This window comes from Paenibacillus lignilyticus (genome assembly GCF_017942085.1).
Classification (GTDB): domain Bacteria; phylum Bacillota; class Bacilli; order Paenibacillales; family Paenibacillaceae; genus Paenibacillus_Z; species Paenibacillus_Z lignilyticus.
Genome location: NZ_JAGKSP010000020.1, coordinates 43,703 through 56,743, shown reverse-complemented (window position 1 = coordinate 56,743; position 13,041 = coordinate 43,703). Strand labels below are relative to the sequence as shown.

Sequence of the window (13,041 nt, the reverse complement as noted above, 5' to 3'; positions counted from 1 at the left end):
ATTCGCGAAACAGACTGCATGGAAGCATGGTTGATAGCTTTTTTTCATCGGTGTGCTATATTTGGGCTAAATGCGTCGTCTTAACGGATGAAGGAGGCGAATACATGGTAAATCAGAATAGGCCGGAACGGTTTCAAGCGTTGTTCCGGGAACATTATCCCGCCGTGCTGCGCAAAATTATTTCTCTCATCGGAGATCGCGCGGCAGCGGAGGATTTAACCCAGGAAGTGTTCCTGCGGCTTTACCGTAATCCACCCGAAGATCTTGATCGTACAGGAGCATGGCTGCACCGGGTGTTAACCCGTATCGTATATGATCATTACCGCAAGTCCGGCAGACAACAGAATCTGACGGAGAAACAGATGAACGAAGCGTTAACGGAAGAACAGGTCCATCCTTCCAATGATGCGGCAGTGATTCAGAATTGGGAACGGGATGTCGTTCGAAATGTGCTGAATAAGTTATCCGAGCGGGACCGCCAGGCACTGCTGCTCAAAGAAAAAGGCTACACGCATGCTGAAATTGCGGAGGCTTTGCAGGTGAACCCCAAGATTGTCGGGACGCTGCTCATGCGGGCGGCCAGTCGGTTTAAGAAGAATATGAGTGCCGAGGAGGTTATGGAGCAATGAAACATAAACCATTGAATCATGCAGATGCGCAAGAGCATAGCATTAGCGACGCTGACATCGAGAATGCGCTTGATCGATTATTTGATGCGGTGAAGGAGGAAGAGGTACCTGCGGTTTGGATGCAAGATGCGAAGCCGCGGCAATCGCAATCGGAGCAACAGCCAAGCGGGCAGCAGCCGGATGAAGAGCTTGCCTTGTCGGAACAGCAACAGCCGCAGGCACCGCTGCGAATTGCTGCTATTAATGAAGGAATACGTAAGAAGAAGCCGTTTTGGCGGAAGAAAAGATGGCTCTCCGGTGCAACGGCCGCGGTGCTCGCGAGCATGCTGCTGTTCACTTCTTGGGGGCAGGGCGTGATGGCGGCTATGCTCGGCACATTCCGCGTCCAGCACTTCGAAACCATTGAGATCAGCCAATCCGATTTGAATGCTTTCCAGAGCGCGCTGCAGGATGGAACGGTCGGCTCGCGCGAACTGGATCTGAACCGGTACGGTGACATCCAGCAGCAAGGCGGCGGTCAGCAGCGCCAGGTTGATGAGGCAGAAGCAGCCCAATTGGCAGGCAGTCATGCGCTGAAACAGCTCCCCGGTGAGGGAGATAAGGTGATGAAATATATGCCGGAGCAGCAGGTCACCTTCAATCTGCATCCGAAGGAAATCAACAAATTGCTTGCCATGTTTGGCGGGAAAACCAAATTCCCGGACTCCGTCGAGAATTCGCCAATCGTGCTCAAGATGCCGGGTACATTTATGACGAAGCGAGTAACTCAGGAGGGGCAGACGGCAAAGCAGCTGATTCAAATGCCGGCACCATCCCTTGAAGTGTCTGATGACATCGATGTGGAGCAAATTCGCCAGGCCGTGCTTGATTTGCCCGTCATTCCGGAAGACATGCGCGCTAAACTCGCCGGTATCGGAGATTGGCGCACGACGCTTCCGATTCCCTCTACCTCCACAGACAACATCCATACGACAAAAGTCGATGGCAATGAGGCAATTGTTACGGTATCGGTCAACGGACGTTCGATCATCTGGCTGCAGAATGATTGGGTGTATCAATTGAGCGGATCGATGCAGTCCTATCCAACGGAAGAAGCCATTCTAAATGAAGCAAGAGGAATTATGAAATGACCATATTGCAAACGAATGGGCTGACTAAGACTTATGCATCCGGTGCGGGCTGTACCGATATTTCCCTGGAAATAGAGCGGGGACAAATATTCGGTCTGCTCGGACCAAACGGAGCGGGCAAGAGCACTTTTGTTAAGATGGTTGTCGGCTTGCTGCGTCCGGATTCCGGCAGCGGAACCCTCTTCGGCATGCCGATCGGCCATCCGGAGTCGCGGCGCAAGGTTGGGTATTTGCCTGAGCTGTTTCGCTTCCAAGAGTGGTTAACGGGAGAGGAAGTGCTGCGTTACCATGCCGGATTATACGGCATAGCTCGCTCGGATTCGAAGTCAGTCGATTTTACGGCACGCATTAAGGAAGTGCTTCGCATAAGCGGGCTAAATGAACGCGGCTTGAACCGCGTTCGTCACTATTCGAAGGGGATGCAGCAGCGGCTCGGAATTGCATGCGCGCTGCTGATGGATCCGGAGTTCATTATTTTGGATGAACCTTCGTCAGCTCTCGATCCGATTGGACGTTACGAGGTCCGCGTGCTGCTGGAACGGCTTCGTTCGGAAGGAAAGACCGTGTTCCTGAATACGCATTTGCTTGAGGATGTCGAAGCCGTATGTGATGAGGTTGCTTTTCTCCATCATGGCAAGTTGCGAGCGGTCGGGCCAATGCGGGAGCTTCTGCGCAGTGGCCTAAGCTGGAGAATCACCGTTTCCGGCTGGCTGCCTGAGCTGCAGCAGGCGCTTGAGGGTCAGCTGCTGCCCGGGATGTCCCTCATCATTGTGAAGCAAGAGAGTGATGGCGGTGCTGTTCTTCAAGTGACTGCAAGGAGCCATGAACAGATTGGTTACATGAACCGACTGTTGATGGAAGAAGGCATAACCGTCTATGAAGTGCGGCCTGTTCAAGAGAAGCTGGAGGATTGGTTCCTCGCGATGTCCGGAGAGAATCGCAGCAGCAGCAGTAGCAGCGGCACCGGTGAAGGAGGTGCTCCTGCATGATGTGGATCTCTTATGCGGGTAAGGAACTGTTTCGCAAGAAAATATGGATCGTTAGCATGGTGCTTACCGTGTTGTTTGTCGGGTTGTTCTGCTACGGATTATCCCAGATTGCATCGCATACGCAAGGGGAGCTCGTTCCGGCACAAGCGTTAATGAATGGCTTGTCGTTTCTTACGCTTGGACTGATCTTCTCCCAGATGATTATGGCGTTCCTCGTCTTGTTTTCCACGATGGGGGTTATATCGGGGGAAGTGGAAAGCGGATTAATGCTGGCTGTCTTAGCGCGTCCCATACCGAGATGGAAAGTGTATCTCGGCAGATATGCGGGCATTTCCAGCTGGCTCATTATTTACAGCATCCTCTTGTTTCTGGCGATATTGCTTCCCGTTCATTATTGGCTGGACTATCCGCTCGATGTGCCGTCTGCCTTGAAAGCACTGCTGTACTTCGTATGGGCGCCGCAGCTGCTGCTTGCCGTTACGTTGCTCGGCTCGATTTATTTACCGATGCTTGGTAATGGCGTAGCCTGCGCGATGTTGTATGGATTAAGCTTGTTCAGCGGCTTCGCCGAGAATTTGTATGCCATCCAAGGTACCGGAGATAATCAAACGGCCAGCCAGCTGTCGTTGTTTATCTCCATGCTGATGCCTTCCAATGCCATGCTGCGGCGGATCACTTATGAGCTATTCAACGGGCTGAATCTACCGGTAACCACGGATATGATTCAGTCGCTTGGTCCTTTCTCTGCCATTAATGTGCCAAGTGCCGCTTTTATCGGTTATACCGTCCTATATTTCATCATCTTGCTCGGTTTAGGCTGTGCGGCTTTCCGGCGCAAGGACATCGCTTAACAGACAAAAGGAGTGTACAAGGAAATGAATCAGCCAATCCTGCAGGTCCGCGGACTCTGCAAACATTATAAAGGGGTTAAAGCCGTGAACGGCATCGATATGACGTTAATGCCCGGCGATATCTACGGCTTCCTCGGACAGAACGGGGCTGGCAAAACGACGGCTATCCGCATGATGATGGGACTCATTCAGCCGACGGCGGGAACCGTTGAGCTGCTTGGCGAACGTATCGGGAAAGGCCGTAATGCCGTGCTGCGCAAAGTGGGCTCCGTTATTGAATATCCCGGCTTTTATCCGAATTTAACGGCAATCCAGAACCTGGATATTCATCGCAAAATGATGGGTGTTCGCGGTCAAGAGGCGGTGGAGGATGCGCTCCATACGACAGGTTTATGGGAGGCCAGAAACCGCAGGGCGGCTGACTTCTCCCTCGGTATGAAGCAGCGTCTGGGCATTGCCCGAGCGATTCTTCACAGTCCGGAGATGCTTATTCTGGATGAACCGACCAATGGCCTTGATCCTATGGGGATTAAAGAAATTCGGCTGCTGATCCAAGAGCTCGCACAGAAACGGAAAATTACGATTCTCGTTTCCAGCCATATTCTAAGTGAAGTGGAGCAGCTGGCGACGAAAGTCGGCATCATCCATCGCGGCGTCATGTTGGAGGAGTCGACTATGGATGCTCTTAAGGAGCGTAATCGCCACTATATTAGTCTGCAAGTCGACCAACAGGAGAAATCAAGGGAGCTGCTAGTGTCGGAGATGGGCATTCGCGATTGCCGACTGGATGAGAACGGCTGGCTCCGAGTCTACGATGACGGGCTGGTGCCGGGCGAGATGAACCGTCTGCTCGTTAAGGAAGGCATTCTTGTAAACAGTCTTTCCGCAATGAAGGATTCGCTCGAAGACTACTTTGTGCGACTTGTGGAAGGAGGTGCGGCCCGTGCTTAATCTCATTGCCTGTGAATGGCTCAAGTGGCGTAATTCCCGCATGCTTTGGCTGGTTCTGCTTGGCGCTCTGCTTCCGGGGGCACTCGGATTCTTCATACAACTGAACAATTCGGGGGCTTTTGAGTGGGGGAATTTGTTCGAGAATAACTTGTTTATATTAACGATGCTGATGTGTCCGGCCTTATTTGCCTTATTGGGTGGCTACTTATTCGCAAGGGAGTTCCAAGAGCGTACCGTAAACAACCTATTGACGGGGCCGCATTCGCGTAACCAAGTGTTGACTGCCAAGTTTATCATCGCCATTCCGGTACTGTTTTCAGTTATCTTGCTATCGTTCCTGCTTACCTTTGGTACCGGCTTCTTGTTTACAAGCGAAATGCCGACCTTAGCTGTCATTGGCGAAGCAGTCGGGAAATATGGTCTGCTCTTCGTCTTGGAGTATGCGTTACTGCCGATTGCTGCCGCAGTAGCCTTATTGTGGCGCAGTTATATTCCGGCGATGGGCCTTGGCGTGTTTGCCGTCGTTTCGGAGCTCACCATTATGCAGTCCAGATTCATTATGTATTATCCGTGGAGTGTGCCGCTGAATCTGGTTACCCATGCAGCGCCTGATTATAACAATGTTTCCATCGGTGTGACGACGATGCTGATTGCCTTCTTCGTTCCGCTTCTCTTTATTGCCTGGTATTTCCGCAGATCGGATGTACACAGCGGATAGGTTCTTTCTCTACACTCTGAAGCCTGGCAGTGCATACACTGCCAGGCTATTTGTTTAGAGCAGAGTTTTGCTCGAGGCTTCGGATTCTCGGTAGGTCTGAGGCGACATGCCGACATATTTGCTGAACATTCTGGAGAAGTAGTGAACGGAATTGAAATGGTATTTGTCGGCGATCTGCATAACGCTCAAATTGGAAGAGCTCAGATCTTCCCGCGCTCTGTTAATGCGGAATTGATTGATGTACTGAATCGGCGATAAACCGGTTGTTTTCTTGAACAGCTCGAAGAAGTAACCCCGGCTTACGCCAAGCGACTCCGAATAGTTCTCTAAATCGATAGCATGGCCATTGATCAAATCCACCTCAATGCGTTCGAGCAGTCTGCCGATCCGCGGGTCCGGGATATGCCGCTCTTGCAGCGAGTAGGTTAAGAAATGATTGATAAATATGGCAAAATGGCTCTGAGCTGCCATGCTCCGCAGGAAGGTTCGCTCAGTCGTATGGTCGCTCGAAATAAAGCTCCTTTGCAGCAGGTCGGTCCAATTGAGCAGGGATGCGCCAATGGAGGAGATTTCCGGAAGCGGGTATGGGAATGCTTCGCCTACCAGCTCGGTTCGCAGCTGAGCATGGTCATAGCAAAGCGGCGCGGCGTGATTCTTAAACACTTCGGTTCTGTCTACGTAATACCAATCGAAATAGCAGCACACATGAACGAGCGGGTCCGTGGCGTCCGCAATCCAATCGTGAGGCTGTCCGGCTTCCATGTAAACCAGCATGCCCGGCAGTGCTTCGTATTGCTTGCCGCGCAAACCGAAGATGCCTTTTCCTTCCGTCACGATATAGATGGAGCTCGAATAGACGTATCGGTTATAGCTGGTCTGTCCGCGATAGAAGGCATATTTGGTCGCGTAATAGACATAGGGATGGAACTTGCTGAAATCCATGGCTGGTAGGGACCTCCTTCATTGTAAGTGGGGTGATTGGGTTCAAATCAACCTGACTATTGTGCAACTGGATGACTGTATGCTAAATACAAAACGCTTCTTCTCGTTTACATTAAATATAACACAATAACTTACGAATGAAGGAGCTGCATCACCGTGCATAATGAAATGAATTTGCTAAGCGACGAGCAGATAATCTCATTTATAACCAATGGATTCGTGGTTTTACACAATGAATTACCGTCGGCGCTGCATCAGAATGTGATGAAACAAATCGACTACGTGCTGCAAAATGAAGGCAATCCGGGCAATAATATTTTGCCGCGCGTGCCTGATATCCAGCGTTTCTTTGATACTCCGACTGTAAAAGGTGCGCTGACAAGCGTACTTGGACCTGACTATTATATGCATCCTCACCGCCATATGCATTACAATCAGCCGGGAAATCAGGCGCCAGGCGGAGGGCAGTGGCACAAGGACGGCTACTGGTCCTCGATGCGCAGCCATCGTCCTTGGTGGGTCATGATGTTCTACTACACGCAGGACATTACCGAAGAAATGGGACCGACCGCTATTATGCCCGGCTCCCAATACAATGAGAAATTCCCGAATGAAGCCGTCATATTGCCTACCGGCAAAGCGGGGACGATCGCATTGGTCCATTTTGATATCTGGCATAAAGCATCGCTCAATACCTCGAATCTCGACCGTTACATGTTGAAATTCCAATTTGTACGCTTGCAGGCACCGGAGTCGCCAAGCTGGAATCATACGAATGGGACGCCGGCGTTTCCGGTTGAAGCACCGTCAGCGCATCTGAATTTATGGCATGACGCATGGAACTGGCTCAGAGGGGAGAAGACCTTTAAGCCTGTCATTACCGGCAGCGACGATGAGGTACAGGCTCTGATTGGAGAGCTGGCATGCGAAGACGCCATTAGTCGCAGACGCGTTGCCGACGAGCTAGGCCTAATGGGCGAAGCGGCGGCAGCTGCAGCACCGAAGCTTGCAGCGCTGATTTCCGATCCAGTCGAAGATGTGGCTTTGAACGCCGTATATGCGCTGGGTCATATCGGATCGGCCGGGATGCAAGCGCTGCTCAGCACGCTTAAGGAAGGATCCAAATTAACTGCACAGCGTGCAGCCTATGGACTTCAAGCAGCAGGCGCTGCGGCGGTGCCGGGTCTCATCGATGTTCTTCAGCATGCAGAGGAGAATAGCAGAGCGCTTGCCGCTTTCGTACTCGGTATGATTGGAGACGGGGCTGCTTCCGCGGTGCCGACTTTAATAGCCGCACTCGCCGATTCCAGTGAATGGGTGCGCCGCAACGCTGTCGAATCGCTAGGTATGATTGGCGGTGCGATTGAACTTACAATACCTGCGCTCGTTCGTAGTATGGAGGATGCGGTCGAGCAGGAGCATTCGGAGAATGAAAATGCAGGCAACGCCGACCTTTATGTACGCAACCAGGATTATATCAAGAATAAAATCGGCTATACGGCAGCACTGTCCTTGCTTCGCATCGGGAAGTTCGGTGATCCGGAACTCGTAGTATCCGGTTTGCAGTCCGGTTTGCTCAGCTCGGACCGCTATACACGTGCCTATGCTTTCGAAGCGTTGACCGCCATTCGAACGGACAAGGCAGTTGACGTACTGATTTCCCAATATCGCACGGCACGCTGGTGTCCGGATACGCACAAAGCGAGCACGTTTTAAGCGAACGATAAACCAATAACCCCATACAACCGGAGGGAAACCCGATGAAAATTGTTAGCGCGCAAAGCTTTATCCTTCATGTACCGATCACGCCGCCGATTACCGATGCGATCAACGTAGCGACTCATTGGGGCGTAACGGGAATCAAGATTCAAACGGATGAAGGCATTACGGGGTATGGTTACACCGGTACGACCGCGAAGGGCGACGAGATGATTGCGGCTGCGATCGATCGTTATTATGCACCTGTGCTGATTGGCAAGGATCCGACGATGATCAAACAAATCTGGGACGAGCTGCGGTTTGGACCGATGCACTGGATCGGTCGGGCCGGCATTACCCATATGGCGCTCGCAGCCGTTGATATCGCGCTCTGGGATATCGTATCCAAGGCGGCGAATTTGCCGCTCTGGAAGTATCTCGGCGGGCATAAGCCGGAGAAAATCAAAGCCTACAATACGAACGGCGGCTGGCTGAACTGGAGCAAGGAACGTCTGCTTTCGGATATTGCCGGCATTGTGGATCAGGGATTCACGGCTGTGAAAATGAAGGTCGGCAAACCGGATCCGCGCGAGGACTTTGATCGTGTGCAAGCGGTACGCAAAGCCATTGGCGACGATATCGGCTTGATGATCGATGTGAATCAGCAGTGGAATATAACGACGGCTATGACCTGGGGCAAGAAGCTGGAACAGTTTGACCTCATGTGGCTGGAAGAGCCGCTCAATCCGGATGATGTGGCCGGCCACCGCAAATTGGCGGATGAATTGAATGTGCCGATTGCGCTCGGCGAACATGTCTACAATAAATATGCATTCCGTGACTACATTCACCAAGGCGCGGTTGAATACGTGCAGGTAGACGTGACACGTGTAGCCGGCGTTACGGAATGGCTGCAGGTTGCCGGCCTTGCGGCAGCGTACGATTTGCCTATATGCCCGCATGTCGGCGATATGGGCCAAATCCATCAGCATTTGGTCGCATCCACTTCAAATGCGATTATGCTGGAGTACATCCCGTGGATTCGTCATATATTCGAAGAGCCTGCTACTGTAGTGGATGGTTTCTATACGCTTCCGCAGCAGCCCGGCGCTTCGACGACGATTCTCCCGCGTTATTTTGACGAATATCGGATTCGTTAGTTCCGACTTCGTCCGTAAGCTGTGCCTTTCTTCGAAAGGTGTCGGCTTACGGACTTTTTTAATTTGGCAGCTTGCCAAAAAAGAACGTTGACCGTCTGAGGAATAGGGGGTTATGCTAACCGATAGAATACCGGAATTTCGGCATCTATTTCATAGTTAGAGGTGAACGGTTCGTGAAAGGATCTTGGCGTGACCAATGGACATCGGATGTCAGACTGAATGTGCTTGCCGGCATGACGGCGACACTTGCTTTAATACCGGACTCTTTGGCATTTTCGTTTATGGCCGGAGTGCCGCCTCAAGTTGGGATTTACGCGACCATATGTATTTTGCTTGTCATAACGTTATTGGGCGGCCGGCCCGGCATGATTTCGGCGGCTGCCGGCTCCATGTCCGTCCTGATGCTGACGCTGGTGAAGGAGCACGGGATTGCATATTTGTTCGCAGCGACCGTGTTAACCGGGGTTATCCAATATTTAATGGGCGTTTTCAAACTGGGCAAAGTGATGCGCTTCGTGCCGCAGCCCGTGTTGACGGGTTTCGTTAACGCGCTCGCGATACTGATTTTCCTGTCGCAGCTGCGCTATTTGGCGGACGCGTCGTTCATGATGTACGTGTTGATCGCGGCAGCGCTGCTCATCATTTATATGCTTCCGCGATACTTCAAAGCCGTACCTTCGCCGCTCGTGGCAGTGGCTTTGCTGACGGTTCTGGTATGGGCGCTTGGCATCAGCGACGTCACCCGGATCGGGGATATTGCCGCGATCGATGCTTCCCTCCCATCCTTCCTGCTGCCGGATATTCCGTTTACGTGGGAAACGTTCTTCATTATCTTGCCGTACTCGCTGTCTCTGGCCGTCGTCGGTTTCACCGAAACGATGCTGACGCAAAACCTGTTGGACGAGATGACGGGCGAGAAGACGGACAAGGACCGAGAAATGCGCGGGCAGGGAATCGCGAATTTCATCGCGGGATTCTTCGGCGGAATGGCAGGCTGCGCGCTTGTGGCGGAGTCTGTGCTTAATGTGAAAATGGGCGGTCGAAATCGACTTTCGATGCTCGTAGCGGCAGTATTCCTCTTGCTGCTCGTTGTCGTACTTGGCGATCTGCTCGCTCTTATTCCGATGGCCGCTCTAATTGGCATTATGCTGATGGTGTGTATTGCGATTTTCGACTGGAAATCGGTATTCAAAATGCGCTCGGTTCCTGCCAGCGAAACGATCGTCATGGTGGTTACCGTGGCTTCGGTTGTCCTGACCCATGACCTTGCGATCGGAGTTATCGTCGGCGTCATACTCAGCTTCTTGATCGTCCTGCTGCAGAAGTCATTTAAGAGCGGCTCGCTTGAAGGATAGCTGAATCAATCTGTCCGTAGCCTGTAAGTCTAGCGCTATACGGTGAAAATGGAGGCGGATGCTTGCATGCGATCTTACAGCTTATACGATCCCTACTTGAGAGAAGGCGGAGATTTCCGCCCGAATATCGTCGCTTACTATTATAAGCAGTGGCTCGATTACCATATGGACTTTCATGCCCACGACGCTATTGAGTTTATGTATGTCATCTCCGGTACCTGTACGGTGGAGACGATGAATGACGTGTTTCAGATGCGCAAAGGGGATCTGATTTTATTGGATGCACGCGTATCGCATAAGCTTATCGTACCGAAAGAAAGTCCGTGCCGGATGCTCAATGTGGAGTTTATATTTACGGATTGCGACGGAATTTACCCCTCTATGAAGCAGCTGGCTCAAGGACATGAAGCCCTTGTCCAATTGCTGGACCGAAAGGTTAGCACTATCGTGCTTCGCGATCCCAATGAGGTTCATCATACGCTCAAGAGTATCGTCATGGAAATGGATACCGGCGGTGCGCAGCGCCGCAGCATGACGCATTTGCTGCTTGCGCAGCTGCTCGTCCGTGTCGCGCGGCTCGCGGCGGAAGAAGCGAAGGATATGGCCCAAGGTCAGCATCACCGCTATGTGCGGAAGGCGACCGAATACATCCATCAGCATTATGATTGCGATATTCAGGCGAAGGATGTTGCTGCTGCGGTAAGCTTGCATCCGGTGTATTTGCAGCGGATTTTCAAAGCGAATATGCATGTGACGATCACGGAGTATCTGGCCGAGCTGCGCGTGGAGAAAGCCAAGATGCTGCTCGCACGCTCCGATGTACCGATCATCGATATCGCCGATTATATCGGCTTGAACAGCCGGCAATATTTCAGCATGCTGTTTAAGAAAGTGACCGGAATGTCTCCCGCCGCTTATCGCAAATCCATCGAAACGATGCAAGGCTTCGATAAGCAGTTGCAATAGTTGACATGCTTGGCGCAATCCGGTTGGATTTGTGGAAACGCATTCTTCGGGCTCCTGCTAGAATGAGGGTAAGGAATGTGTATCCTATTCCATCAACCTCAGGAGGGTTAAGCATGTCTTTCAAAGTTGCTTTTATCGGAGCGGGCAGTATCGGATTTACGAGGGGATTGCTGCGTGACTTGCTTGCAGTACCTGAATTTCGAGACATCGAGCTTGCGTTTACGGACATTAATGCGCACAATTTGGACATGGTGACTCAACTATGCCAACGAGACATTATCGAGAACGGGCTTCATATCCAAATCCATTCGACGACCGACCGGCGCGAAGCGTTAAAGGACGCCAAATACGTACTTACCGTCGTCCGGATCGGCGGCTTGGAAGCCTTCCAGCATGATGTCGACATTCCGTTAAAATATGGCGTAGACCAATGCGTTGGCGATACGCTCTGCGCAGGCGGAATTATGTATGGCCAGCGCGGGATTGCCGCGATGCTGGACATCTGCAAAGACATTCGCGAGGTAGCCAGACCGGATGTGCTGCTGCTTAACTATGCGAATCCGATGGCGATGCTGACATGGGCATGCAACAAATACGGCGGCGTGAACACAATCGGACTTTGCCACGGCGTTCAAGGCGGCCATCATCAAATTGCGACTGCGTTTGGGCTGAAGAAGCAAGAAGTCGATATTATTTGCGCAGGCATTAATCATCAGACTTGGTATATATCCGTTAAGCATAACGGTGTAGATAAGACAGGCGATGTGCTTGAGGCATTCGAGAACCATCCGGAGTATCAGAAGACGGAGAAAGTGCGCATCGATATGCTGCGCAGATTCGGCTACTACTCGACGGAATCGAATGGACATCTCAGCGAGTACGTACCTTGGTATCGCAAGCGCGCGGATGAGATTCAGGATTGGATCGATATGGGCGTGTGGATCAATGGGGAAACAGGCGGCTACTTGCGAGTATGTACGGAAGGACGGAACTGGTTCGAGACGGACTTCCCGAACTGGATGAAAGGCGATCCTTACGTATACAGCCCGGAGAAACGCTCGGAGGAGCACGGTTCCTACATTATTGAAGGCTTGGAGACGGGCCGGTTATACCGCGGACACTTCAATGTCGTGAACAATGGCGTAATCGCGAACCTGCCGAATGATGCCATTATTGAAGCGCCGGGTTATGTCGATGCGAATGGCATCAATATGCCGGTCGTCGGAGACCTGCCTCTTGGCTGCGCGGCCGTGTGCAACGTGAGCATTTCCGTTCAACGACTCGCAGTGGAAGCGGCTGTCCATGGGGATGATAAGCTGCTTCGCCAAGCGATGATGATGGATCCGCTTGTAGGTGCTGTATGTAATCCGAAGGAAATCTGGCAAATGGTCGATGAAATGCTTGTCGCGCAGGAGAAATGGCTGCCGCAATATAGCGCTTCTATCGAGCAAGCGAAGGAGCGCCTCGCTGCAGGCAATCTCATTCCGACTCGCCAAGATTATAAAGGCGCGGCCCGTCTCAAAACCAAATCCATTGAAGAAATGCTGGAGGATCGCGAAGCGGCAACTCGTAATGCGGGTGAAGCGGACAAAGCGAAGGAACGTCCGGCGGCAGCACATTAATTAGATGAAGGGGATCAGGGCGCCGAATGC

The 13,041-nt window shown here is 51.9% G+C and carries 12 protein-coding genes; 11 read left to right on the top strand and 1 reads right to left on the bottom strand.

The annotated features are described in order from the left end of the window. The first annotated feature begins 104 nt into the window (after window positions 1-104). The 6 genes from I8J30_RS28420 to I8J30_RS28395 are packed head-to-tail and all read left to right on the top strand — an operon-like array spanning window position 105 to window position 5,268. On the top strand, window positions 105-629 hold the full coding sequence (locus I8J30_RS28420; protein ID WP_091225362.1) for a sigma-70 family RNA polymerase sigma factor: 525 nt from the start codon (window positions 105-107) through the stop codon (window positions 627-629). Beyond that, window positions 626-1,759, top strand: coding sequence for a hypothetical protein (locus tag I8J30_RS28415; protein WP_210663864.1), 1,134 nt, complete (start codon window positions 626-628; stop codon window positions 1,757-1,759). The genes I8J30_RS28420 and I8J30_RS28415 overlap by 4 nt, the downstream gene beginning before the upstream one ends. Further along, the gene (locus I8J30_RS28410; RefSeq protein ID WP_210663863.1) at window positions 1,756-2,748 is read left to right on the top strand and encodes an ABC transporter ATP-binding protein; all 993 of its coding nucleotides are present in this window, start codon (window positions 1,756-1,758) and stop codon (window positions 2,746-2,748) included. Before I8J30_RS28415 ends, I8J30_RS28410 begins: the two co-directional genes overlap by 4 nt. Further along, entirely contained in the window at window positions 2,745-3,599 is an 855-nt protein-coding gene (locus tag I8J30_RS28405; RefSeq protein ID WP_210663862.1) for an ABC transporter permease, read from the top strand. Before I8J30_RS28410 ends, I8J30_RS28405 begins: the two co-directional genes overlap by 4 nt. 24 nt (window positions 3,600-3,623) lie before the next feature. Continuing rightward, complete coding sequence (locus tag I8J30_RS28400; RefSeq protein WP_210663861.1) at window positions 3,624-4,550, top strand: ABC transporter ATP-binding protein; 927 nt, start codon at window positions 3,624-3,626, stop codon at window positions 4,548-4,550. Then, window positions 4,543-5,268 carry an ABC transporter permease gene (locus I8J30_RS28395; protein ID WP_210663860.1) on the top strand — a complete coding sequence of 242 codons (726 nt, stop codon included), beginning with the start codon at window positions 4,543-4,545 and terminating at the stop codon, window positions 5,266-5,268. Before I8J30_RS28400 ends, I8J30_RS28395 begins: the two co-directional genes overlap by 8 nt. A gap of 54 nt (window positions 5,269-5,322) precedes the next feature. On the opposite strand, the gene I8J30_RS28390 is transcribed toward I8J30_RS28395, so the two are convergent. Beyond that, window positions 5,323-6,210, bottom strand: a complete 888-nt coding sequence (locus tag I8J30_RS28390; protein WP_210663859.1) for an AraC family transcriptional regulator — start codon at window positions 6,208-6,210, stop codon at window positions 5,323-5,325. A 156-nt stretch (window positions 6,211-6,366) separates the two neighbouring features. Between I8J30_RS28390 and I8J30_RS28385 the strand changes: the two genes are divergently transcribed. From I8J30_RS28385 to melA, 5 genes are all read left to right on the top strand, one after another. Continuing rightward, a complete protein-coding gene (locus I8J30_RS28385) occupies window positions 6,367-7,926 on the top strand; it encodes a HEAT repeat domain-containing protein (protein WP_338044970.1) in 1,560 nt (519 codons plus the stop codon). A gap of 44 nt (window positions 7,927-7,970) precedes the next feature. Further along, entirely contained in the window at window positions 7,971-9,068 is a 1,098-nt protein-coding gene (locus tag I8J30_RS28380) for a mandelate racemase/muconate lactonizing enzyme family protein (protein ID WP_210663858.1), read from the top strand. 173 nt (window positions 9,069-9,241) lie between these two features. Then, window positions 9,242-10,423 carry a SulP family inorganic anion transporter gene (locus I8J30_RS28375; RefSeq protein WP_338044969.1) on the top strand — a complete coding sequence of 394 codons (1,182 nt, stop codon included), beginning with the start codon at window positions 9,242-9,244 and terminating at the stop codon, window positions 10,421-10,423. 66 nt (window positions 10,424-10,489) lie between these two features. Then, window positions 10,490-11,389, top strand: a complete 900-nt coding sequence (locus tag I8J30_RS28370; protein ID WP_210663857.1) for an AraC family transcriptional regulator — start codon at window positions 10,490-10,492, stop codon at window positions 11,387-11,389. A gap of 113 nt (window positions 11,390-11,502) precedes the next feature. Next, window positions 11,503-13,011, top strand: coding sequence for an alpha-glucosidase/alpha-galactosidase (melA, locus tag I8J30_RS28365; protein ID WP_210663856.1), 1,509 nt, complete (start codon window positions 11,503-11,505; stop codon window positions 13,009-13,011). Window positions 13,012-13,041: the final 30 nt, after the last annotated feature.

Coding starts and splice junctions, on each gene's coding strand:
- melA (WP_210663856.1), top strand. CDS start 11,503: ATGTCTTTCAAAGTTGCTTTTATCGGAGCGGGCAGTATCGGATTTACG.
- I8J30_RS28390 (WP_210663859.1), bottom strand. CDS start 6,210: ATGGATTTCAGCAAGTTCCATCCCTATGTCTATTACGCGACCAAATAT.
- I8J30_RS28415 (WP_210663864.1), top strand. CDS start 626: ATGAAACATAAACCATTGAATCATGCAGATGCGCAAGAGCATAGCATT.
- I8J30_RS28410 (WP_210663863.1), top strand. CDS start 1,756: ATGACCATATTGCAAACGAATGGGCTGACTAAGACTTATGCATCCGGT.
- I8J30_RS28380 (WP_210663858.1), top strand. CDS start 7,971: ATGAAAATTGTTAGCGCGCAAAGCTTTATCCTTCATGTACCGATCACG.
- I8J30_RS28405 (WP_210663862.1), top strand. CDS start 2,745: ATGATGTGGATCTCTTATGCGGGTAAGGAACTGTTTCGCAAGAAAATA.
- I8J30_RS28420 (WP_091225362.1), top strand. CDS start 105: ATGGTAAATCAGAATAGGCCGGAACGGTTTCAAGCGTTGTTCCGGGAA.
- I8J30_RS28400 (WP_210663861.1), top strand. CDS start 3,624: ATGAATCAGCCAATCCTGCAGGTCCGCGGACTCTGCAAACATTATAAA.
- I8J30_RS28370 (WP_210663857.1), top strand. CDS start 10,490: ATGCGATCTTACAGCTTATACGATCCCTACTTGAGAGAAGGCGGAGAT.